General features: G+C 65.2%; 22 protein-coding genes. 8 read left to right on the forward strand and 14 right to left on the reverse strand.

What is annotated here, in order from left to right; genetic code table 11:
* Window positions 1-92 precede the first annotated feature (92 nt).
* Complete coding sequence (locus tag ACTEK7_RS03110) at window positions 93-899, reverse strand: enoyl-CoA hydratase/isomerase family protein (protein WP_036028039.1); 807 nt, start codon at window positions 897-899, stop codon at window positions 93-95.
* Between the two features lie 118 nt (window positions 900-1017).
* Here ACTEK7_RS03110 and nthA point away from each other — a divergent pair, with 118 nt between their 5' ends.
* Genes nthA through ACTEK7_RS03125 form a run of 3 tightly spaced genes read left to right on the forward strand, consistent with a single transcriptional unit; the run spans window position 1018 to window position 2683 of the window.
* Window positions 1018-1650 (forward strand): nitrile hydratase subunit alpha, encoded by a 633-nt coding sequence (gene nthA / locus ACTEK7_RS03115; protein WP_225112872.1) that lies wholly within the window; start codon window positions 1018-1020, stop codon window positions 1648-1650.
* Window positions 1647-2306 (forward strand): nitrile hydratase subunit beta, encoded by a 660-nt coding sequence (gene nthB, locus ACTEK7_RS03120; protein WP_225147958.1) that lies wholly within the window; start codon window positions 1647-1649, stop codon window positions 2304-2306. The genes nthA and nthB overlap by 4 nt, the downstream gene beginning before the upstream one ends.
* Window positions 2306-2683 carry a nitrile hydratase accessory protein gene (locus ACTEK7_RS03125; RefSeq protein ID WP_225147957.1) on the forward strand — a complete coding sequence of 126 codons (378 nt, stop codon included), beginning with the start codon at window positions 2306-2308 and terminating at the stop codon, window positions 2681-2683. Before nthB ends, ACTEK7_RS03125 begins: the two co-directional genes overlap by 1 nt.
* A gap of 111 nt (window positions 2684-2794) precedes the next feature.
* Here the strand turns inward: ACTEK7_RS03125 and queC are convergent, their stop codons facing one another.
* On the reverse strand, window positions 2795-3508 hold the full coding sequence (gene queC, locus ACTEK7_RS03130) for a 7-cyano-7-deazaguanine synthase QueC (protein WP_225147956.1): 714 nt from the start codon (window positions 3506-3508) through the stop codon (window positions 2795-2797).
* Between the two features lie 127 nt (window positions 3509-3635).
* Here queC and mazG point away from each other — a divergent pair, with 127 nt between their 5' ends.
* Complete coding sequence (mazG, locus tag ACTEK7_RS03135; RefSeq protein WP_057029181.1) at window positions 3636-4472, forward strand: nucleoside triphosphate pyrophosphohydrolase; 837 nt, start codon at window positions 3636-3638, stop codon at window positions 4470-4472.
* Window positions 4473-4520: 48 nt separating this feature from the next.
* Here mazG and ACTEK7_RS03140 read toward each other — a convergent pair whose 3' ends face one another.
* The 5 genes from ACTEK7_RS03140 to ACTEK7_RS03160 form a co-directional block, all read right to left on the reverse strand.
* Entirely contained in the window at window positions 4521-4742 is a 222-nt protein-coding gene (locus ACTEK7_RS03140) for a YodC family protein (RefSeq protein ID WP_128261685.1), read from the reverse strand.
* A gap of 153 nt (window positions 4743-4895) precedes the next feature.
* Window positions 4896-6275, reverse strand: a complete 1380-nt coding sequence (gene hflX, locus ACTEK7_RS03145; RefSeq protein ID WP_225147955.1) for a GTPase HflX — start codon at window positions 6273-6275, stop codon at window positions 4896-4898.
* An 11-nt stretch (window positions 6276-6286) separates the two neighbouring features.
* Entirely contained in the window at window positions 6287-6535 is a 249-nt protein-coding gene (gene hfq / locus ACTEK7_RS03150; protein WP_007591126.1) for an RNA chaperone Hfq, read from the reverse strand.
* A gap of 249 nt (window positions 6536-6784) precedes the next feature.
* Window positions 6785-8155, reverse strand: coding sequence for a nitrogen assimilation response regulator NtrX (gene ntrX / locus ACTEK7_RS03155; RefSeq protein WP_036039494.1), 1371 nt, complete (start codon window positions 8153-8155; stop codon window positions 6785-6787).
* Window positions 8156-8172: 17 nt separating this feature from the next.
* Entirely contained in the window at window positions 8173-10581 is a 2409-nt protein-coding gene (locus ACTEK7_RS03160; protein ID WP_225147954.1) for a sensor histidine kinase, read from the reverse strand.
* A gap of 173 nt (window positions 10582-10754) precedes the next feature.
* Here ACTEK7_RS03160 and ACTEK7_RS03165 point away from each other — a divergent pair, with 173 nt between their 5' ends.
* Complete coding sequence (locus ACTEK7_RS03165) at window positions 10755-10901, forward strand: hypothetical protein (protein WP_167361662.1); 147 nt, start codon at window positions 10755-10757, stop codon at window positions 10899-10901.
* Window positions 10902-11090: 189 nt separating this feature from the next.
* Here ACTEK7_RS03165 and ntrC read toward each other — a convergent pair whose 3' ends face one another.
* Genes ntrC through dusB form a run of 3 tightly spaced genes read right to left on the reverse strand, consistent with a single transcriptional unit; the run spans window position 11091 to window position 14716 of the window.
* The gene (gene ntrC / locus ACTEK7_RS03170; protein ID WP_035999368.1) at window positions 11091-12533 is read right to left on the reverse strand and encodes a nitrogen regulation protein NR(I); all 1443 of its coding nucleotides are present in this window, start codon (window positions 12531-12533) and stop codon (window positions 11091-11093) included.
* Window positions 12534-12542: 9 nt separating this feature from the next.
* Window positions 12543-13718, reverse strand: coding sequence for a two-component system sensor histidine kinase NtrB (locus ACTEK7_RS03175; protein ID WP_035999469.1), 1176 nt, complete (start codon window positions 13716-13718; stop codon window positions 12543-12545).
* Entirely contained in the window at window positions 13715-14716 is a 1002-nt protein-coding gene (gene dusB, locus ACTEK7_RS03180; RefSeq protein ID WP_085968735.1) for a tRNA dihydrouridine synthase DusB, read from the reverse strand. The genes ACTEK7_RS03175 and dusB overlap by 4 nt, the downstream gene beginning before the upstream one ends.
* Before the next feature lie 277 nt (window positions 14717-14993).
* Here dusB and ACTEK7_RS03185 point away from each other — a divergent pair, with 277 nt between their 5' ends.
* Both ACTEK7_RS03185 and ACTEK7_RS03190 read left to right on the forward strand, forming a co-directional pair.
* Window positions 14994-16175 carry a bifunctional 2-C-methyl-D-erythritol 4-phosphate cytidylyltransferase/2-C-methyl-D-erythritol 2,4-cyclodiphosphate synthase gene (locus ACTEK7_RS03185; protein WP_035999374.1) on the forward strand — a complete coding sequence of 394 codons (1182 nt, stop codon included), beginning with the start codon at window positions 14994-14996 and terminating at the stop codon, window positions 16173-16175.
* 3 nt (window positions 16176-16178) lie between these two features.
* Window positions 16179-16787 carry a CinA family protein gene (locus tag ACTEK7_RS03190; RefSeq protein WP_035999375.1) on the forward strand — a complete coding sequence of 203 codons (609 nt, stop codon included), beginning with the start codon at window positions 16179-16181 and terminating at the stop codon, window positions 16785-16787.
* A 6-nt stretch (window positions 16788-16793) separates the two neighbouring features.
* On the opposite strand, the gene ACTEK7_RS03195 is transcribed toward ACTEK7_RS03190, so the two are convergent.
* The 3 genes from ACTEK7_RS03195 to lipA all read right to left on the reverse strand — a co-directional run bounded on the left by ACTEK7_RS03195 (window position 16794) and on the right by lipA (window position 19166).
* Window positions 16794-17576 carry a mechanosensitive ion channel family protein gene (locus ACTEK7_RS03195; protein WP_050996038.1) on the reverse strand — a complete coding sequence of 261 codons (783 nt, stop codon included), beginning with the start codon at window positions 17574-17576 and terminating at the stop codon, window positions 16794-16796.
* A gap of 156 nt (window positions 17577-17732) precedes the next feature.
* Window positions 17733-18203, reverse strand: a complete 471-nt coding sequence (locus ACTEK7_RS03200; protein WP_027542754.1) for a type II toxin-antitoxin system RatA family toxin — start codon at window positions 18201-18203, stop codon at window positions 17733-17735.
* 6 nt (window positions 18204-18209) lie between these two features.
* Window positions 18210-19166, reverse strand: coding sequence for a lipoyl synthase (lipA, locus tag ACTEK7_RS03205; protein WP_036028026.1), 957 nt, complete (start codon window positions 19164-19166; stop codon window positions 18210-18212).
* 130 nt (window positions 19167-19296) lie between these two features.
* On the opposite strand from lipA, the gene ACTEK7_RS03210 reads away from it, so the two are divergent.
* Window positions 19297-19899 (forward strand): DNA-3-methyladenine glycosylase, encoded by a 603-nt coding sequence (locus tag ACTEK7_RS03210; RefSeq protein ID WP_036028025.1) that lies wholly within the window; start codon window positions 19297-19299, stop codon window positions 19897-19899.
* Window positions 19900-19991: 92 nt separating this feature from the next.
* On the opposite strand, the gene ACTEK7_RS03215 is transcribed toward ACTEK7_RS03210, so the two are convergent.
* Window positions 19992-22868, reverse strand: coding sequence for a valine--tRNA ligase (locus tag ACTEK7_RS03215; RefSeq protein ID WP_225147953.1), 2877 nt, complete (start codon window positions 22866-22868; stop codon window positions 19992-19994).
* Between the last annotated feature and the right edge of the window lie 122 nt (window positions 22869-22990).

Here is a 22990-nt window from a genome sequence, read left to right on the forward strand (position 1 = left end):
CTTGCAATCTCAGATATTTGGAAGGACTTGGAGGAAGTTTTCCCGATCGCCTCCTGGCGGAGAAGATTATCCGCCGACTATCGGCGCTGTGATCACCGACCCCGGAACCGCGGCTTGCGGCGCGTCAGGAACGCCTCCACGCCCTCCTTGTGGTCCTCGCTGAGGCTGGCGAGCGCGAACTGGTCGACATCCATATGGCTTGCAAGATCGTCCAGTGCATGCGCGAGCCGGTTGACGGTCAGCTTGGTCATGGCGACGGACAGCGGCGGTTGCGCGGCGATCTTGCGGGCCAGCTCCATTGCGGTATCGAACGCATGGCCGGGATCCGCCACCTGCTCGATGAGCCCCCATTCATAGGCCTCGTCCGCGCTGATGCGCTGGTCGGCCAGGATCACCGCCTGCTTGGTACGAGCCGGCCCGATCAGATGCAGCATGCGCGGAATGCTCTGCCAGCTCATATTCATGCCGAGTCCGATCTCGGGCACGCGCAGATGCGCATCGCGCCCCATCACCCGGAAATCGAGCGCCACGGCCAGCGCGACACCGCCGCCGACGCAAAAGCCTTCGATCGCGGCGATGGTGATCTGCTCCATGTCCTGCCAGGCTTGGGTGAGGCGCGGCCCGAGCTTGAGGTGCCGCCGCAGCGCGCCGAGGTCCATCTCCTTGCGCGAGCGTCCCTCGGCGTCCTTGAGATCGAAGCCGGCGCTGAAGGCGCCCGAGCTGCCGGTCAGCACGACGACCGAGGTCGCTGCATCGTCCTCGAAGCTGCGCGCGGCCGCCGTGAGTTGGCGCAGCGCCTCCGGCGAGAGCGCGTTGATGCCGTCGCCGCGGTCGAAGCGCACGACCGCGATCCGCCCCTCCGGCCCGAGACCCTTCTCGATCTTCACGTAATCGGTCACCATCATCTCCACGCTGTTTGCGGGATGCTAGCGTACAAATGCCCTCACGCATACGTGCCAGGACTGCGCTGCAACGAGCCCTCGACAGCCCCTAGCCATTGCGCCTATCTTCCGCGGCATGAGCCAAGATCACGACCATCATCACCACGATCACGATCATTCCGAGCTGTCCGAGACCGAGCTGCGCGTGCGCGCGCTCGAGACGATCCTGACCGAAAAAGGCTATGTCGAGCCGGCTGCGCTCGACGCTATCATCCAGGCCTATGAGACCAAGATCGGCCCGCACAATGGCGCGCGCGTGGTCGCCAAAGCCTGGACCGATCCGGCGTTCAAGACGGCGCTGCTGCAGGACGGCTCCAAGGCGATCGGCACGCTCGGCCATGTCAGCCGCGTCGGCGATCATCTCGTCGTGGTCGAGAACACGCCCGAGCGGCACAACATGGTCGTGTGCACACTGTGCTCCTGCTACCCCTGGGAAATGCTCGGGCTGCCGCCGGTCTGGTACAAGGCCGCGCCCTACCGCTCGCGTGCGGTGAAGGACCCGCGCGGCGTGCTCGCCGATTTCGGCGTCGCGCTGCCGAAGGACACCGAGATCCGGGTGTGGGATTCCACCGCCGAGACGCGCTTCCTGGTGCTGCCGATGCGCCCCGCGGGCACGGAAGGCTGGAGCGAGGAGCAGCTCGCCGAGCTCGTGACGCGCGACTCCATGATCGGCACCGGTTTCCCAAGGACGCCGGGAGCACCCTCGTGAACGGCGTGCACGACATGGGCGGCATGGACGGGTTCGGCAAGGTCGAGCCTGAGCAGAACGAGCCGATGTTTCACGAGGAATGGGAGTCGCGCGTGCTGGCCATGGTGCGCGCGATGGGCGCGGCCGGCGCCTTCAACATCGACACCTCGCGCTTCTATCGCGAGACCTTGCCGCCGCACGTCTATCTCTCGAGCTCCTATTACAAGAAGTGGTTTCTGGGGCTCGAGGAGATGCTGATCGACAAAGGCTATCTCACCCGCGAGGAGGTCGCCGCCGGCCATGCGATGCAGCCTGCAAAGGCGCTCAAGCACGGCAAGTTCGACCGCGCCAATGTCGAGCGCGTGATGGTGCGCGGCAAGTTCGGCCGCCCTGCCCCGGCTCCGGCGAAATTCAACATCGGCGATCGCGTCCGCGCCAGGAATATTCATCCAGCCACGCACACGCGGCTGCCGCGCTATGTCCGTGGCCATGTCGGCGTGGTCGAGCTGAACCATGGCTGCCACGTGTTTCCTGACACGGCGGCGATGGAGCGCGGCGAGAACCCGCAATGGCTCTATACCGTGGTGTTCGAGGGCCGCGACCTCTGGGGTGAGGACGGCGATCCCACGCTGAAGGTCTCGATCGACGCTTTCGAGCCCTATCTGGAGCCGGCGTGATGAGCGGCGCGCTTGCGGCCGCCGCGACGGCGGCGATCCCGAGCATTCCGTGCGACGACGACGGCCCGGTGTTCCGAGCGCCCTGGGAGGCGCATGCCTTCGCGATGGCCTTGAGCCTGCACGAACGCGGCGTATTCACCTGGCCGGAATGGGCCGCAGCACTCGCAGACGAGATCAAGCGCGCCCAGGCCGCCGGCGACCCTGATACCGGCGAGACCTACTATCTGCACTGGCTCGCCACGCTGGAGGGCCTCGTCGCCCGCAAGGGCGTCGCGTCGATGGAGACGCTGCACCGCTATCGGAATGCGTGGGACCACGCCGCGGATCGCACGCCACACGGCAAGCCGATCGAGCTCAGGCCAGAGGATTTTGGCTAGCTGATTGCTCCGTCGTCATTGCGAGCGCAGCGAAGCAATCCAGAATCCCTCCGCGGTGGCAGTCTCGATTGCTTCGTCGCAAGGGCTGCTGGCAATGACGACAGAGCGAGCCTACCGTCCCGCCACGTACTCGTTCCACCCCTTCGCCCGCAAACTGCAGGCCGGGCACTCGCCGCAGCCGTAGCCCCAATCGTGCCGTGCGCCGCGTTCGCCGAGATAGCAGGTGTGGGAGTGCTCGCGGATGAGATCGACGAGGCCGTCGCCGCCGAGGTCATGCGCGAGCCGCCAGGTCGCGGCCTTGTCGATCCACATCAGTGGCGTGTGCAGCTCGAACTGCTTGGCCATGCCGAGCGAGAGCGCGGCCTGCATGGCGCGGATGGTCTCGTCGCGGCAATCGGGATAGCCGGAATAGTCGGTCTCGCACATGCCGCCGACGATGTGGCTGATGCCGCGCCGGTAGGCCAGCGCCGCCGCAAAGGTCAGGAACACCAGGTTGCGGCCCGGCACGAAGGTGTTCGGCAGACCGTCCGCGCCCATCGCGATCGCGACGTCGCGGGTCAGCGCCGTCTCGGACACCGCCGCCAGCGTCGGGATCGACAGCGTGTGGCTCTCGCCGAGCCTTGCGGCCCAATCGGCGCGCAGGCCCTTGATGCCGTCGAGCAGGCGGTCGCGGCAGGCAAGCTCGATGGCGTGGCGCTGGCCGTAGTCGAACCCCAGCGTCTCCACACGCGCGAAGCGGCTCAGCGCCCAGGCGAGGCAGGTGGTGGAATCCTGGCCGCCGGAGAACAGCACCAGCACGATTTGTGAGGAAAATGCATCACTCATGGCCCGCGCTTTAGCATCGCACGACTTGCCCGCCAATCGGTGGAAATCGGCCAGTTCCGCCGCCTTGCGCTGGGATCGGGGGCCCGCTTTTGGCATAAGGCTCTGTATCCCAGGAGACTGCCCGGCAATGACCCCTTCCCGCGACATTTCCCGCCTGATCGAGATCATGGCGGCGCTGCGCACGCCGGTGACCGGCTGCCCCTGGGACCTCGAGCAGGATTTTTCGACGATCGCGCCCTACACGATCGAGGAAGCCTATGAGGTGGTCGACGCCATCACCCGCGGCGATCTCGACGATCTCAGAGAGGAGCTTGGCGATCTCCTGCTCCAGGTCGTGTTCCACGCCCAGATGGGCTCGGAGCAGAACGCGTTCGATTTCGGTGACGTGGTCCTGGCCATCACCCGCAAGATGATCCGCCGCCATCCCCACGTCTTCGCCGACAAGGACGGCAATCTCGCCTCCTCCCACGTCAAGGAAGTCTGGGACCGCATCAAAGCGGAGGAGAAAGCCGAACGCGCCGCGCGCCGGCCGCCGGAGGAGGCGCCGACGCACAAGTCGCTGCTCTCGGGCGTGAAGGCCGGCCAGCCCGCTTTGACCCGCGCGATGGAGCTGCAGCGCAAGGCCTCCACCGTCGGCTTCGACTGGAACGACCCGCGCGCGGTGCTGCACAAGATCCGCGAGGAGGTCGACGAGATCGAGGCGGCATTGGACCGCAACGACAAGCAGGAGATTGCGGAGGAGACCGGCGACCTCATGTTCGCCCTCGTCAACCTCGCCCGCCATGTCGATGCCGATCCGGAGGCTGCGCTCCGCGCGACGAATGCAAAATTCGAGCGGCGCTTTGCCTATATCGAGCGGGCACTGGAGGCGCAGGGTCGGACGCTTGAGCAGGCGTCGCTGGCGGAGATGGACGCGCTATGGAATGCGGCGAAGCGCAAGGAGGGGCGCGGAGACGAGCGATAATGCTCGCCCCTTGCCTGCGCCTCAACAACAAGGGCAACGCCGGTTGTCTCAGTCGACAGCGCTCTTCTTTCCCTTGGCCTTCCCTTGCGCGTCGTCCGCAGCGCCCTCGATGATTGTCAGCATGTAGAGCGGAAAGGTGGCGGCCTGAAGCTCACCCTGAACGGTGAACCACTGGCAATCGATGTTGTCGCCATTGATCGAATGAACGGTCATCAAAGGTCCGCCGCCACGAAGACGGACACGATCTCCGAGATTCAACTGAGCGGCCATGGAAAACCTCGCAAATAAATCTATGGGATGCAAAAGATGGTAGACCGAGATCGGAAGCCTCCGATACGGAACGCCCAGAGTAGAGGTTCTAGCGGCTAACGCAACTACAGATAGATCGAATGCATTGAGATTTCCGCGCGAGCATTGCGTCCGTCACGCCACGCGCGGCACCGCATCAAACCTCGACACCACGATATCCCGCTTGGTCTCGTCCACCCGCACGGTCATGTCGAAGCGGCCCTCGTGCAGCTCCTTCGACAGCACCTCGGCATTGCGGTGCAGCCAGCTGATGCCGGCGCCGTCGGCGGCGTCGATGGAGAGATCGAGCGTGGTCCGTTTCGCCGCGAGCCGCTGCTCGATCGCGGCGAGCAGAGCGTCGACGCCCTCGCCCGACACGGCTGAGACCAGCATCGCCGGATGATCCTCCGGCCTGCGCGCGGCGATGTTGAGCAGCTCTTCGCGTTGCTCGGGGTCGAAACGGTCGATCTTGTTCCAGACCTCGATGATGCGGCCGGAATCGTCCGGATTGATGTCGAGCTGGCGCAGCACCGCATCGACGTCGCTCTGCTGCGCCTCGGCGTCCTCATGCGAGATGTCGCGGATATGCAGGATGACGTCCGCCTCCAGCACCTCCTCCAGCGTGGCGCGGAAGGCGGCGACGAGCTGCGTCGGCAGGTTGGAGATGAAGCCGACGGTGTCCGACAGCATCGCCTTGCCGCCATGCGGCAGGTTGAGCGCCCGCAAGGTGGGATCGAGCGTCGCGAACAGCATGTCGGCCGCCTGCACGTCGGCGCGGGTCAGGCGATTGAACAGCGTCGACTTGCCGGCATTGGTGTAGCCGACCAGCGCGACGACACGATACGGCACGCGCTGACGTCCCGCACGGTGCAGGCGCCGCGTCGCCTGCACCTTCTTCAGCTCGCTCTCGAGCTTGGAGATGCGCTCCTGGATCAGGCGGCGGTCAGCCTCGATCTGCGTCTCGCCGGGGCCGCCCATGAAGCCGAAGCCACCGCGCTGGCGTTCGAGATGGGTCCAGGAGCGCACCAAGCGCGAACGCTGGTAGTTGAGATGCGCAAGCTCGACCTGCAGCGAGCCTTCCCGGGTCTTGGCGCGGCGGCCGAAGATTTCGAGAATGAGCCCGGTGCGGTCGAGCACCTTGGCATGCCATTCCTTTTCGAGATTGCGCTGCTGGATCGGCGACAATGCGCAATCCATCACCACGAGCTCGACCTCGAGGGTCTTGATCAGCCCGGCGATCTCCTCGACCTTGCCTTTGCCGATATAGGTCGCGGGGCGGATCTGGCTGACCGGCGCGACGATGGCATCGGCAATGACGAGATCGATCGCACGTGCGAGGCCCGCGGCTTCATCGAGCCGGGCCTCGGTATCGCGCAAGGCATGAGTCTCCGATTGCGCGTCGGCGCTGCCCGCGCGCACGCGCAAGTAGGGGCCGATGACAAGCACTCGCCCCGTCTGCGTAGCCCCTGCCGACCGCGGACGGTCGGCATCCCCGTCGAAATTCCGGGGTTCCAATCAGGTCACTCTCAAGCCGGCTGGTCCTCGCCGCCTTCGAACAACTGAATCGGAGCGCCCGGCATGATGGTCGAGATCGCATGCTTGTAGACCAGCTGCGAATGACCGTCGCGCCGAAGCAGCAAACAGAAATTGTCGAACCAGGTCACGATGCCCTGGAGCTTCACTCCGTTGACCAGAAAGATCGTCAGTGGCGTCTTGGTTTTGCGAACGTGATTAAGGAAGGTGTCCTGTAGGTTTTGTGCGCGGTCTGCCGCCATTGTTTTTTTCTCGCTTTGAGTTTCTTTTTATTGCGCCGAATGCGGCCCTCTTTGTGGAGTTCGGGGCCTCCTCCGGTTGCCGTCCCTCATGAGATCCCCCTCGGAAGGAACAGCGGTTCGATTAGAGGACAGGTCGGGGTATTAGGCAAGCCGCTTGAAGCGGCAGGCGTGGCCCTATTGCCCCGAAAAATTACGGAAATCGATGATTTTCTTTGCCTATTCCCGAGATGCCGCCGCAGCGTCGCAGCATTAGCCGACGCCGAGCGCTTTCAACTTCCGGTGCAAGGCCGAGCGTTCCATGCCAACGAACTCGGCCGTTCGAGAAATATTTCCTGAGAAACGGCTGATCTGTGCAATCAAATAGTCGCGCTCGAACACCTCGCGTGCTTCGCGCAGCGGCAGGCCCATGATGTGCTCGCCATTGTTGCTGGTCGGCATCGCCGGCACCATCGAGCCGACATCCTGCGGCAGCATGTCGGCGGTGATGATGACTTCCGGCCCGCCGGCGGCCAGAATCATGACTCTTTCAACGTTGTTGCGGAGCTGGCGCACATTGCCGGGCCAGACATGCGATTGCAGCACCGCCATTGCGTCCTGACCGATCTGGCGCTTGGGCAGGCCGCTGCCGGCCGAGATCTGCTCCATGAAATAATCGATCAGTTCCGGAATGTCCTCGCGCCGCTCCGACAGTGCGGGCACGCGGATCGGCACCACCGAGAGCCGGTGGTAGAGGTCCTCGCGGAAACGGCCGGCCGCGATCTCCTCCTCGAGATTGCGGGCGGTCGATGAGATGATGCGCACGTCGACCTGCACCTTGGCGGTGCCGCCGACGCGCTGGAACGACTGCTCCACCAGCACGCGCAGGATCTTGTTCTGGGTCTCGCGCGGCATGTCCGCGATCTCGTCGATGAACAGCGTGCCGCCATGCGCCTCTTCGAGCGCGCCGGGCTTGCGCGGCTGCTCGCCATTGGACTGCTCGACGCCAAACAGCTCATGCTCCATTCGCTCGGGCGTGATCGCGGCGGCGTTGATGACGACGAACGGACCGTCGGCGCGGCCCGAAGCGGTATGCAGCGTGCGCGCGGTCAGCTCCTTGCCGGCGCCGGCGGGGCCGACGATCAGGATGCGGCTGTTGGCCTTGGCCGCCCGCTCGATGGTCTGGCGCAGCTGGTTCATGCTGGGCGAGCGGCCGACGAGCTGGCTGGCGCTCGGGGCGAGCTGCTTCAGCTCCTTGACCTCGCGCTTCAGCCGCGAGTTCTCCAGCGCTCTGGTCGCGACCAGGATGAGGCGGTCGGCCTTGAACGGCTTCTCGATGAAGTCGTAGGCGCCGCGCTTGATCGCGGCGACCGCGGTCTCGATGTTGCCGTGGCCGGAGATCATCACGACGGGCAGGTCGGCATTGTCCTTCTTGACCTGCTCCAGGAGCTGCAGGCCGTCGAGCTTGGAGCCTTGCAGCCAGATGTCGAGAAACACCAGATGCGGCCGACGATTGGCAATCTCGGCGAGCGCCGTGTCGCTGTCACGCGCGGTCCTGGTGACGAACCCCTCGTCTTCGAGAATGCCTGCAACGAGATCGCGAATATCGGCTTCGTCATCGACAATCAGAATTTCACTTGCCATGGATCGCGCCTGTCTTGTCAGCTGCCTGTTGAGGCTTCGATTTTGGTTGAATCATTGGTCTTTTCAGCCGGCTCTTTGGTTCCGGCGGCCGGCTCTTTTGTTGCCTGGGTCGCGACGGATTCCGTCGCCGTTTGCGTGATGTCGGGCTTGGAGGTTATCCCATTCGCACCGTTGACCGCCGGCCCTTGCTCCGTTGTCGCGGATTTCGCGGGTTGTCCTGACACGGCAAAGCGCATGCGCATCCAGGCACCGCGCTGGCCTGGACGGAAGTCGGAGGCGTCCTTCAGCTCGATCCGCCCGCCATGGTCTTCCAGCACGCGGCCGACGATGGCAAGGCCCAGCCCGGTGCCCTTGGCGCGCGTGGTGACGTAGGGCTCGAGCAGGCGCGAGCGCGCGACCTTGGGCAGGCCGATGCCGTTGTCGATGACGTCGATCAGCACGTCGTCGCCCTCGCGCGACACCACGACGTCGATACGCCCCTTGCCGAGCTCCTCGGGCGGGACCTGCTCGATCGCCTCGGTGGCGTTCTTGACGATGTTGGTGACCGCCTGCGAGATCAGGCGCCGATCGAACTGGGCGCGCAGCGGATCCTGCCTGAACTCGGCCTCGATGTCGATTTCGGGATGGGCGACCTTCATCAGGAACACGGCCTGGCGCACCGTGTCGGCGACGTCCTCGCCTTCCATCACGGGCTTCGGCATCCGCGCAAAGCGCGAGAACTCGTCGACCATGCGCCTGATGTCGTCGACCTGGCGGACGATGGTATCGGTGCACTGGTCGAAGATCTGCTTGTCCTTGGTCTCGGTGATGTCCTTGCCGAACTTGCGGCGGATGCGCTCGGCCGAGAGCTGGATCGGCGTCAGCGGGTTCTTGATCTCATGCGCGATGCGGCGCGCCACGTCGCCCCAGGCCGAGGTACGCTGCGCCGAGACCAGCTCGGTGATGTCGTCGAGCGTGATGATGTAGCTGTCATGCGGCTGGTTCTTCTCGGCGCTGACGCGGACCGACAGGTTGCGCTCGGTGCCGTCGCGGGTGATCGTGATCTGGCCCTGCACCAGGCGCTGGGTGCCTTCCCGCGCCGTCTTCATCATCTCGTCGAGCTCGGGCAGCACGTCGGAGAGCGGATGGCCGAGCGTCTCGGCTTCGGAGTGCCCGATCAGTTTCTCTGCGGAGCGGTTGAGGATGCCGACGCTGCCGGACGCGTCGACGCCGATGATGCCGGCGCTCGCGGATGACAGCACCGCCTCGATGAAGCGGCGGCGGCTGTCGATGAGGTCGCTGGCGTTGACCAGCTCGTCGCGCTGGCTGCGCAATTCCTGCGTCATCTTGTTGAAGGTCTCGCCCAGCTGGGCGAGATCGCCCTCCGACTGGTGCACGGGCACCTGGACGTGCAGGTCGCCGGTCGAAACTGTATGTGCCGCGTTCATCAGCCGCCGGATCGGCGAGACCAGCGAGTTGGCGAAGTTGAGACCGATCAGCACCGAAGCCATGAGAATGGTCAGCGCGATCACCGCGAACATCAGCGCGAAGGCGACCTGGATGCCGAGCCTGCGCGATTCGATCTGGGCGTATTCGGCGACGCTGACCTCGGTCTGCTTGAGCTGATTGACGACATTCGGATCAAGCGGCCTGGCGACATAGAGGAAGGTGTCGTTGAAGGCGCGCAGGCGGATCACCGCGGCAACGAAGCTCGCATCGGGAAGGACCGCGATCTCGGGCTCGTTCTCGTTGACGTTGCTGAGAAAGTCCGGCGCGGGCGGCGAATAAGCGAGCCGCATGCCGGTGTCGGCGGATTCCAGGATGTTGGTGTTCTTGTCGATGATCATCGCGCCCGGCAGGTTGCGCGACGCGGCGCTCGCCGTCAGCATCTCGCGGAACGAGCGGCGGTCCTGGTCGTAGAGCGGCCGGGCATGGGCGATGTCGTTGGCCATGCCGAGAATGTCGCCGCGGATCAGCTGCGCATGGTCCTGCATGTAGGCCCGCGCGATCGTCAGCGAGTTCTGGATCACCTCCTTGGTCGGCCCGGAGAACAGCCGGTCGAGGCCGCGCTCGATGGTGACGTTGGCGACGACGGCGACCAGCACCGCCGGCAGCACCGCCACGATCGAGAACAGGCTGACGATCTGGACGTGAAGACGCGCCGCCGCCCTGCCCCGCCGCCGCGCCAGGATCAGCTGCCAGAGTTCCCGGACAATGATCCCGACCAGCAGCAGGATCGTGGCGGCATTGATCAGATAGAATGTGCGGACCACCGCGGGCGTCGGCTCGATCGTGCTCAGACCCGTCAGGACCAGGAAGGTCAGGAAGGCCGACAGCAGCGCCAGCGCGACGGCAAAGGGCGCCAGCCAGCGTCGCACCGACCAGCGCCGGGGCTCTTCCGCTGGGGCCGTGTCAAAGTGTGCGGCCGAGGTATCTGCGCTGGTCATTCCGGCAATGATGCTGAAAACGGGTCCGCGGACGCGCGGATACTGATGTATTCGTACCACATTGTTGCCGAATTGCGACAATTCCGCGGCGTGTTCTCCCTGGCGGACCCGCGCAATCCACAGGCACATGCCGCCTGGGCGGAACGGATTCCCGCCGTCCCGGCTTAATCCGCATGGATAGGATCTTTCTCGCGACGATGGTTTCGGCCGTTCTGCTGCTGATCGTGGCCGCCGACCTCCTGGTCAACGGCCTCGGCCTTCAGCAGCCGCCGCTGAATGTCGCGAGCGTGGTGCCAGCCTCCGGCGGACTGGTCAGATAGGCGCAATGGCCGCGCTGCGGCCGACGACCAATTTGAATGTGCGGGCGGAACATTAGAGTCCCGTCAGGACTTGTGCTCACCGCGTCAGCCACAACGGCCAGCGCGATCCGGACAGGCTCAGCTCTGCCTTGGTAGGGGGAGCTGAGCCACCGGTCCGCGCTAGCGCGTTTGGCGTTCGTCGCAAGAAAGTCAGCCCCCGCTCCGATACACCTGGATGTCGAGATCCCGGATCTTCTTCCGCAGCGTGTTGCGGTTGAGGCCGAGCAGGTCCGCAGCGCGGATCTGGTTGCCACGGGTGGCGGCGAGCGCGGCCGTGAGCAGCGGCACCTCGATCTCCTTGAGGATGCGGTGATAGAGGCCTGGCGGCGGCACGCCGTTCGGGAAGCCCTGGAAGTGCGAGGACAGATACGCCTCCACGGCGCCGCCGAGATTGTCGACCCCCTGCTGGACCGCAGCCCCCGGGCTGACCGAGGGCGGCGCGAGCTCGCCGTCGATGACGGAGGACGTGATCACGTCCTGGGGATAGAGCGCGGCGAGCCGCCGGGCGAGATTTTCCAACTCGCGCACGTTGCCGGGCCAGCGGTGCTGCTTCAGCCGCTCCAGCGCCAGCGTGTCGAGCTTCTTCGGCGGCAGACCGTCCTTCTCGGCCAGCGTGAAGAAGTGCCGCACGAGATCCGGCAGGTCCTCGATGCGCTCGCGCAAGGGCGGCAGCCGCAGCGGGACGACGTTGAGGCGGAAGAACAGGTCTTCGCGGAACAGGCCCTGCTGGATCAGCACGCGCAGGTCCTTGTTGGACGCCGCGACGATGCGCACGTCGGTCTTGATGGGGGTACGGCCGCCGACGGTGGTGTATTCGCCCTGCTGCAGCACGCGCAGCAGGCGGGTCTGCGCCTCCATCGGCATGTCGCCGATCTCGTCGAGGAACAGCGTGCCGCCCTCGGCCTGCTCGAACCGGCCGGAGGCGCGGGTGTTGGCGCCGGTAAAGGCACCGCGCTCGTGGCCGAACAATTCGGACTCGATGAGATCGCGCGGGATCGCCGCCATGTTGACCGCGACAAAGGGGCCGTTGCGGCGCTTGCCGTAATCGTGCAGCGCTCGCGCCACCAGTTCCTTGCCGGTTCCGGACTCACCCGTGATCATCACGGTGAGATCGGTCTGCATCAGGCGCGCCAGCACGCGGTAGATTTCCTGCATCGCCGGCGAGCGGCCGACCAGCGGGATCGCCTCCATCTCGGCGTCCTCGTCCGGCGACGAGGTCCGCTCCTTCGGCTCGGCGAGCGCGCGGCCGACGATGGCGATCAGTTCCTTCAGGTCGAAGGGCTTTGGCAGATATTCGTAAGCCCCGCGCTCGGAGGCGCGGATCGCCGTCATGAAGGTGTTCTGCGCGCTCATGACGATGACGGGCAGGTTCGGCCGCATCTTCTTGATCCGCGGCAACAGGTCGAAGGCGTTTTCGTCCGGCATCACCACATCGGTGATGACGAGATCGCCCTCGCCCTGGCTGACCCAACGCCACAGCGTTGCGGCATTGCCGGTCAGCCGCACTTCGTAACCGGCGCGGGACAGTGCCTGATTAAGAACGGTGCGGATGGCGGTATCGTCATCGGCTACGAGAATGCTACCTGCGGGCATCGTTGATCCTCATTTTGCCCCCTGTGACGCAGGCGACGACTTCCCGGCAGAGCCGTCGCGACTGCTTTGATCGGCGTGTTTGACCGATGTGGAATACATCGGCATCAGCACGCGGAAGGTGGTCTTGCGCGGCTGAGATTCGCATTCGATGATGCCCCCGTGATCGCCGACGATCTTGGCGACCAGCGCAAGGCCGAGACCCGAGCCGGTCTGCTTGGTGGTCACGAAGGGATCGAACAGGTTGGGCAGAAGATCGTCGGGCACGCCGGGTCCGTTGTCCTTCACACAGAATTCGAGCGGAAGGGATACCCGCGATTTTTGACCGGGGACTGACAGGCGCACACCGGGTCGGAACGCGGTGGTGAGCTGGATCTCGGCATCGGGCACGTCGATCAGCGCTTCGGCGGCGTTCTTCACGAGATTGAGGAACACCTGGATCAGCTGGTCCTGGTTCGCCAGCACCGGCGGCAGCGAGGGATCGTAATCCTCGACGAAGCGGATGTTGCGGGCAAAGCCCGACTGCGCCAGCCGCTTGACGTGATCGAGCACCGAATGGATGTTGACGGGGCCGCGCACCACGGGGCGCTCGTCGCCGAACACCTCCATGCGGTCGACCAGCGTCACGATGCGGTCGGCCTCGTCGCAGATCAGCCGCGTCAGCATGCGGTCCTCGGACGAGGCCTGCTGCTCGAGCAGCTGCGCTGCGCCGCGAATGCCCGAAAGCGGATTCTTGATTTCATGCGCGAGCATTGCTGCTAGCGCTATCACCGAGCGCGCTGCGCTGCGATGGGTGAGCTGCCGATCCATCTTGTCGGCGATGGTGCGCTCCTGCAGCATCACGACGATATGGCCGGGCCGCTCGGTGAGTGGAGCCACGTGCAGGTCGACCTGGCGGTCGCCGCCCATGCGCGGCGTGCCGAGATCGACCTTGTATTCGTTGACCGGCGCGTTCGAGGAGCGCACTTGGTCGATCAGCGCCAGCAACGGGCTGCCGAACGGCACCAGCTCCTTTAGCGACTGCCGCTTCAGGAATTGCGTGGAGATCTCGAAGAAGGCCTCGGTGGCGATGTTGGCGGCGACGATCTTGCCGTCGGGCCCGATCATGAGCACGGGGTTGGGCAAAGCATCCAGGATTGCGTCGCTGTCGGACTGAAGCGGCCGACGATGTTCAGCGGCTGAACTCATGCAGCAGCGCTCCATGCGAAGTCGTCGAAGGCGTCTTGCAGTGCATCGTGAACGAGGCGCGGATCCTCCGAGACCAGGATCTTCTGCCGCCAGGATTTCAGCTTCTCGGCCGGCGCACGGCTCGCCTGCGCTGCGACGTCGAGCGCCCAGCCCAGATGCTTGCGGGCGTGCCTCAGTCCGATGCGCAGGCCATAGAGCGCACAAACGCCGTCATAGAGCGTGCGGACATAATGCAGCTGCGTCTGGAGCGAGGGCACGGCTTCCTCGGCCCCGCCGTTCAGACGGCGGCCGATCTGGCCCGGCAGCCAGGGCTGGCCCTGCGCGCCGCGGCCGATCATCACGGCGTCGGCGCCCGAGGCGTCCAATGCCGCCAGCGCCTTTTCGTAAGAGGTGATGTCGCCGTTGACGACGAGCGGAAGGGAGGTGGCCTCGCGCACGGCGCGGATCGCATCCCAATCGGCCTCGCCCTTGTAGAACTGGCAGCGGGTGCGGCCGTGCACGGTGACGAGCTTGATTCCGGCGGCCTCGGCACGTCGCGCCAGCTCCGGCGCGTTGCGGCTGCGGTCGTCCCAACCGAGGCGCATCTTCAGCGTCACCGGCACCTTCACCGCCGCGATCGTCGCTTCGATCAGGCTGACGGCATGGTCGAGGTCGCGCATCAAGGCCGAGCCGGACTGGCCGCCGGTGACGTGTCGGGCGGGACAGCCCATGTTGATGTCGATGATATCGGCGCCTTCCGCTTCGGCGATCCGGGCGCCTTCGGCCATCCAATGCATCTCGCAGCCGGCGAGCTGGACCACATGCGGGCCGATGCCAGTGGCTTCGCAGCGCAACCGGGACATCCGGTGGCCATTGGCGAGCTCATCGCTAGCGGTCATTTCAGACACAACGAGACCAGCCCCAAGCTCGGCGGCCAGCCGGCGGACGGGCGAGTCAGTCACACCCGACATCGGCGCCAGGAAGACCGGGGTGGCGACTTCAATATCGCCTATTTTCAACGGCTTAGAGCCTGATACTGCCGAGCCGGTCACAGGGGTCCCGTTGACTGGGCAGGGCCTCATCGCGCCTGCCATGATCTATCTTGCGCACAATTCTTGTGCAGTCAAGCGTCATGCCTACAGTTTAGACAGTTCTGTAGATCTTTCAAGTGCACTGCAGCAAAATGCTGTTTCCCACAATCCGGGGAAACCCCCTTTTTTTGCGGGCCTGCCGTGCTAGAGGCATGCCGGCAAATCACCCCCTGCTCTTTCATTAGCAATTGAGTATTTGAGTCCTATGGCGAAATCACAGCGCACCGCGGTCGTCCTCGTCGCAGCCGGGCGTGGACTGCGCGCCGGCGCCGGCGGGCCGAAGCAATATCGCGAGATCGGCGGCGTGCCCGTGATCCGCCGCGCCATGGAAGCCTTCAGCGGTCACACTGAGGTGTTCGCGGTGCAGCCGGTGGTGAACCCCGACGACAGCGCCATGTTCACCGCAGCGGTCGCAGGGCTCAGGCACGAGCCACCGACCAATGGCGGCGCGACGCGGCAGGCTTCGGTGCTCGCCGGCCTCGAAGCGCTGGCCAAGCACAATCCGGACATCGTGCTGATCCACGACGCCGCGCGCCCCTTCGTCTCGGAAGGCGTGATCTCGCGCGCGATCGAGGCGGCGAGCCGCACCGGCGCTGCGATCCCCACCGTTGCCGTCACCGACACCATCAAGGTCACCGGCGAAAGCGGCAACGTCGAGGCCACGCCGGAGCGCGCTTCCTTGCGGATCGCACAGACGCCGCAATCCTTTCGTTTCGACGTCATCCTCGAGGCGCATCGTCGTGCGGCAAGGGATGGACGCTCGGATTTCACCGACGATGCCGCGATTGCCGAATGGGCAGGATTGACGGTTGCAACCTTTGAAGGCGATGTTGCCAACATGAAGCTCACAACTCCCGAGGATTTCGTGCGCGAGGAAGCGCGCCTGGCCGCCCAGCTCGGCGACATCAGGACCGGCACCGGCTACGACGTGCACGCCTTCGGCGAAGGCGACCATGTCATGATCTGCGGCGTGCGCGTGCCGCACACCAAGGGTTTCCTGGCTCATTCCGACGGCGATGTCGGCCTGCATGCGCTGGTCGACGCCATTCTCGGCGCTCTCGCCGACGGCGACATCGGCTCGCACTTCCCGCCGAGCGATGCGAAGTGGAAGGGCGCCTCCTCCGACCAGTTCCTGAAATATGCCATCGAGCGCGTCGCAGCGCGCGGCGGCCGCGTCGCCAATCTCGAGGTCACGCTGATCTGCGAGCGGCCGAAGATCGGCCCGTTGCGCGACACCATGCGCGCGCGCATCGCCGAGATCTCCGGCGTCGACATCTCGCGCATCGCAGTGAAGGCGACCACCAGCGAGCGGCTCGGCTTCACCGGCCGCGAGGAAGGCATCGCGGCGACCGCGAGCGCCACCATCCGCCTTCCCTGGGGCGTCTAGGCCATGGGCGGCAGCGACGCACGCGCCCTCTCCCGCTCGCTGCTCGATCTGTGCCGGATGCGCAAGCTGACGATCGCAACGGCCGAATCCTGCACCGGCGGTCTCGTCGCGGGCGCACTGACTGACATCCCGGGCTCGTCCGATGTCATCGACCGCGGCTTCGTCACCTATTCCAACGAGGCCAAGCGCGCGATGCTTGGCGTCGAGGCGAGCACGTTGGCCAATTTCGGCGCCGTAAGCAAGGAGACCGCGACCGCAATGGCAATCGGTGCGCTTGAGCGCGCCGATGTCGATCTCGCGGTCGCCATTACCGGCATCGCCGGCCCGGGCGGCGCCACGCCCGGCAAGCCGGTCGGTCTCGTGCACTTCGCCGCCGCCGCGCGCGACGGCCGCATCATCCACCGCGAGCACCGCTTCGGCGCCATCGGCCGCAGCGCGGTGCGCGCCCGCTCCGTGGTCGAGGCGCTGCGCATGCTGATGGATCTGGCCCGCGGCCCGCAAGTCGCGGCCAAGCCGCAGCGCACCGCCGCCAGCCGCCTGCGCCCGCGTGTGACGCGCTCACCGCGCCGGCATGTGGTCAAACGCAGGCCGCCACGTCCGCCGCGGGGATAAATCGTCTCAGGCGGCCGTGGCAAGCAGCGCGCTCGCATGATCGAGCACGCACTGCTTGACCGCGCCAGCTTCAGACGGTTTCGCCTTGGCGCTAACCGTCAATTCCAGGATCGGCGCGGCGGGATTGGCGACATCGAGGACCTTGCTGACGGAGACGGCAGGTTGCGCCTGATCGTCGATGCGGGAATCCTTGCGAAGCTCCTTCAGGATGCGATCGGCCAGCGCCGGAACGGCGCCGGCGGGGACCGGAAACGTCACCTTGATCTCGCCCGTGCCAGGATAGGCGCTGTGGTTGATGATGGCCGCGCCCCAGACCTGTCCATTCGGCAAAAGGATTTGCGTGTTGTCGGGCGCGACCAGCTCGGTCATGAACAGCGACAGCGATCTCACCTTGCCCGCCTTGCCGGCGACCTCGACATCGTCGCCGATGTGAAAGGGCCGGAACAAGAGCAGCATCACGCCGGCGGCGAGATTGGACAGCGTGCCCTGCAAGGCAAGACCAATGGCGAGCGAGGTCGCGCCCAGCACGGCAACGAGGCTCGCCGTCTGGATGCCGAACAGCTGCAGCACGGCGATGCCGACGACCGCGAGCACGCCATAGCGCGCAAGGCTGCCTACGAACAGCGTCACCAGCGGGTCGACGCGGTGGGTCACGCTGAGGACGCGCGTGACGAAGCGTTGCATCGCGCCGGACAGATACCAGCCGACCGCGAGCAGCAGGACCGCGTAGATCGCGTTCAGGCCATACAGGACAAGCGAAGCTTTCAGCGTGTCGAAATTGATGGTCATGACGGCTCCAACCCGGTCAGTCGGTTGAGAACGCGCCGCGATGCGAAATGATCCCGGTGGATGCTGATGGGGAACACGGAGCGATGTTGGATTGGGAGGGCACGCCCGCCGCTCCATTGTCATTGCGAGCGGTGGAGAGAGCAGTGCTGATCGCGACTACGTCGACGCCAGCTTTGGCCGGCCGTAGATCGCGTCCGCCCGTTTCTCGAACGCGGTCGAGAACCGCGCGAAGGCGGCATCGAACATCGAGCCCATCAGCATCGCCAGCATGCGGCTCTTGAATTCGTAGGCGAGGAAGAAGCCGACGTCGCAGACGCCCTCGCCCTTGGGCTCGAACGTCCAACGGTTTTCCAGATTCCTGAACGGACCTTGCAGATATTCGACCAGGATCTTCAGATTGGCGCGGTCGAGCGTCACGCGGCTGGTGAAGGATTCCTTGACCAGCTTGAACGACACCGTCATGTCGGCGACCAGCACCTCGGTGCCGTCGGGTTTCGCCATGCGCTGGCGCACCTTCAGCGCGCTGCACAGCGGCACGAATTCCGGGTAGCGCTCGACATCGGCGACCAGATCAAACATCTCGGACGCGCTGTGGTTGACACGGTGCTTGCTCGAAACTCGATGCATGGTACGTCAGCGGGCGTGAGCTGCCCGCGCAGCCTTCAGTCTCGCGAAATCCTCGCCGGCATGATGCGACGAGCGGGTGAGCGGGCTTGCCGACACCATCAGGAAGCCCTTGGTGTAGGCGATCTTTTCGTAGGACGAGAACTCGTCCGGCGGCACGTAGCGCATCACCGCGTGATGCTTGCGGGTCGGTTGCAGATATTGTCCGATGGTCAGGAAGTCGACGTCGGCCGAGCGTAGATCGTCCATCACCTGCTGCACCTCGTGGCGCTCTTCGCCGAGGCCGACCATGATGCCGGACTTGGTGAAGATGGTGGGATCGAGCTCCTTGACCCGCTGCAGCAGCCGGATCGAATGGAAGTAGCGCGCGCCGGGCCGCACCGTGAGATAGCGCGACGGCACCGTCTCGAGATTGTGGTTGAACACGTCGGGCTTCGCCGCAACGACGATTTCGAGCGCCCCCTCCTTGCGCAGGAAGTCGGGCGTCAGGATCTCGATCGTGGTCGAGGGGCACGCGGCCCTGATCGCGCGGATGGTCCGAGCGAAATGTTCGGCGCCGCCGTCAGTGAGGTCGTCGCGGTCGACCGAGGTGATGACGACGTGGGCGAGGCCGAGCTTGGCCACGGCTTCGGCGACGTGCTGCGGCTCGGCCGCGTCCAGTGCATTGGGCAGGCCGGTCTTGACATTGCAGAAGGCGCAGGCCCGGGTGCAGGTGTCACCCATGATCATGAAGGTCGCGTGCTTCTTGTCCCAGCACTCGCCGATGTTCGGGCAGCCCGCTTCCTCGCACACCGTATGCAGGCCGTTGGCGCGCACGATGTTGCGGGTATCGGCATAGCCGCGGGTGTTCGGCGCGCGCACGCGGATCCAGTCCGGCTTCGGCGGCGAAGCGGAATCGGGCCGGTTCACCTTTTCGGGGTGGCGCGGGCGCAGCGGGTTCGAGATGGTATCGACAATAACGACCATGGGGTGTCCGGTCTGTTCAGGTCCTACCTAGTCGGTCTGGCCTGGCATCGCAACCCGGCTCGCCCCGCTTCAGGGAACATGGCAGATATGGGCAATATCTTGCTCCGTTATCCGGCGATTCTCACCTCGAATGGCTCCAATCTCGAACGCTTCACCACCGCGGCTAGGCAAGCCCCTGAAGCGCGCCTTCTTCGGACGCAGCGTCCATGAGGTCGCGCCCGACCTGATCGGCGCCACCATGCTCGTTGACGGCGTCGGCGGGATCATCGTCGAGGTCGAGGCCTATCACCATACCGACCCGGCGGCGCACTCCTATCGCGGGCCGACGCAGCGGAACCAGGTCATGTTTGGCCCGCCTGGCTTTGCCTATGTCTACCGCTCCTACGGCATTCATTGGTGCGTCAACTTCGTCTGCGAGGAGGAAGGCTCGGCCAGCGCCGTGCTGATCCGTGCGCTGGAGCCGACGCATGGCCTGGCTGCGATGCGCCGACGCCGGCATCTGCAGGAGGTGCGTGCGCTGTGCTCGGGCCCTGGCAAGCTGACCGAGGCGCTCGGCATCACCATCGCGCACAACGCCCTGCCGCTGGACCGGCCTCCCATCGCGCTGCATGCGCGAACCGAGGATGTCGAGGTCGCAACCGGCATCCGCATCGGCATCACCAAGGCGGTCGAGCTGCCCTGGCGCTATGGCGTCAGGGGCTCGAAGTTTTTGAGCAAGCCGTTTCCGAAATAAGCCTAAAGCGCGATGAATCATCATCGCGCTTTAGGTTATTGTTTGAGCATGATCTTTCCGGAAAACCGCTGCACACTTTTCCGGATCATGCTCTAAGACGCCTGCTTCAGCCGCTCCATCGCCTCAAGCAGCTTCGCCTTGCGCGCCAGCGCCGTCTCGCGCTTTTCGCGCTCCTCCTCGACGACCTCCTCGGCCGCGTTGGCGACGAACTTCTCGTTCGCCAGCTTCGACTCGGCGCGCTTGATGTCGGCCTCGGCCTTGCCGATCTCCTTGTCGAGACGCGTGCGCTCGGCGGCGACGTCGATCACGCCCTTGAGCGGCAGCGCGGCGACCTCGCCGCGCACCAGCAGCTGGACAGCGCCGTCGGGCGCGCGGTCGGCGAAGGAGATGTCCGACAGCCGCGCCATACGCTTGATGACATCGGCCCAGCGCGGCGCGCGCTCCTTGGTTTCGGCCGAAGCGCCTGCGAGCACCAGCGGCGTCAGCGTTGCCGGCGCGATGTTCATCTCGGCGCGCACCGAGCGGATCTGCGTGACGAGGTCGATGACCCAGCCGATCTCGGCTTCGGCAGCCGGATCGGTGAAGTCGGCATGATCGAAGATCGGCAGCACCCAGGCCGGCGAGACGAGCGCATCGGTCGGTCCCGTGGTCGCCGCAAGCATCGCGAGCTGCTCCGGCGTCGGCTCGACCGGCTTCAGCGGCCACGGCGCCAATGCGAGCAGGCCCTCGCGCCTGGCCGTCACCTCCCACAGCTCTTCGGTGATGAAGGGCATGAAGGGATGCAACAGCTTCAGGATCTCGTCGCGCGCCCAGGCGACCATGGCGCGGGTCTCGTCCTTGGCAGGGTTGTCCGGACCGAGCAGCACGGGCTTGGCGAGCTCGACATACCAGTCGCAATAGACGTTCCAGACGAAGCGATAGATGCTGCCGGCTGCATCGTTGAAGCGATAAGCTTCGATCGCCTCGGTCACCTCGCGCGTGGTGTGGGCGGTCTCATGCGCGATCCACCGGTTCAGCGTCTCCTTTGCCGTCGCCGGCTCGAAACCATCAGGCACGGCGCAGTGGTTCATCTCCGCGAACCGGCACGCGTTCCAGAGCTTGGTCGCGAAATTGCGGTAGCCTTCGACGCGGCTGGTGGCGAGCTTGATGTCGCGCCCCTGCGCCGCCATCGCGGCCAGGGTGAAGCGCAGCGCGTCGGCGCCGTATTCGTCGATCAGGTGGAGGGGATCGATGACGTTGCCCTTCGACTTCGACATCTTGGCGCCCTTCTCGTCGCGGACGAGGGCGTGGATGTAGATGGTCGAGAACGGTACTTCCTTCATGAAGTGCAGACCCATCATCATCATGCGGGCGACCCAGAAGAAGATGATGTCGAAGCCGGTCACCAGCGCATTGGTCGGATAATAGCGCTGCACCTCGGGCGTCTCGTCGGGCCAGCCGAGCGTCGAGAACGGCCACAGCGCCGAGGAGAACCAGGTGTCGAGCACGTCCTCATCGCGCGTGATGAAGCCTTCCCGCTTGTTGCGGTCGAGCGCCATCTCGCGGCCCTGCTCGGGCGTAATGACCTCCTGCTCGACGTAATAGCCGAGCGCGTGGCTGATGGCCTCCTCCTCGGTCTCGGCGACGAACACCTTGCCGTCAGGGCCGTACCAGGCCGGGATCTGGTGACCCCACCAGAGCTGACGCGAGATGCACCAGGGCTGGATGTTCTCCATCCAATCGAAATAGGTCTTCTCCCAGTTCTTCGGCACGAAGGTCGTCTCGCCCGAACGCACCGCCGCGATCGCCGGTCTCGCCAGCGTCTTGGCGTCGACGTACCATTGGTCGGTCAGATACGGCTCGATCACGCTGTTGGAACGATCGCCGTGCGGCACCATGTGGGTGTGCGGCTCGATCCGTTCGACGAAGCCGAACGATTCCAGCCGCTCGACGATGCGCTTGCGCGCAGCGAAGCGGTCGACCTTGTGGAATTCCTCGGCGAATTGCGCAGCGCCTTCGGGCAGGTCGCGCAGATAATCCTCGTTGTCGAGGAGATCGAGACAGCCTTCCCTGTCGAGCACGCTGATCCGGCGCAGCCCGTGGCGATTGCCGACCTCGAAATCGTTGAAGTCGTGCGCCGGCGTCACCTTCACAGCGCCCGATCCCTTCTCGGGATCGGAATACTCGTCGGCGACGATTTTGATCTTGCGGCCGACCAGCGGCAGGACGACATTCTTGCCGATCAGCTTCTGGTAGCGATCGTCCTCCGGATGGACGGCCACGCCGGTATCGCCGAGCATGGTCTCGGGGCGCGTGGTGGCGACCACGATGAAGCTCGAGGGATCCTCGGGGTTGAACGTCTTGCCCTCGATCGGATAGCGCAGATACCAGAGGTGGCCCTTCACTTCCGTCTGCTGCACTTCGAGATCGGAGATCGCGGTGAGCAGCTTGGTGTCCCAGTTCACCAGCCGCTTGTCCTTGTAGATCAGGCCCTCGCGGTGCAGCTCGACGAAGACCTTGACGACGGCCTTCGATAGGCCCTCGTCCATGGTGAAGCGCTCGCGCGACCAGTCGCAGGACGCACCGAGGCGCTTGAGCTGGTTGATGATGGTGTCGCCACTCTCGGCCTTCCATTGCCAGACCCGCTCCAGAAACTTTTCGCGGCCCATCTCGCGGCGACCGGGCTGCTGGCGCTCCATCAGCTGCCGCTCGACCACCATCTGGGTGGCGATGCCGGCATGATCGGTGCCGGGCTGCCACAGCACGTCGCGGCCCCGCATGCGCTCGAACCGGCAAAGGATGTCCTGCAGCGTGTTGTTGAGGGCGTGGCCCATGTGCAGCGAGCCCGTCACGTTCGGCGGCGGGATCACGATGGTGAAGGGCACGGCATCACGGCGGTCGGGCCGGCCAGCCTTGAACGCAAGGCTGTCCTCCCACACCACGGACATGCGAGTTTCGATATCGGCGGGCTGGTAATTTTTCTCGATCATGGGGCTGCTAGAAAGCCGCGCGAGGGGGCCAAGTCAACGAAAAGTCAACGAAAAGGTCAGGGAAAACGAGGCGGCAACAGCGCTTTCCAGCCCGGTCCGGGGCCCGAATATGACGCCCAAGC

The organism is Bradyrhizobium sp. JHI2711 (assembly GCF_056156565.1).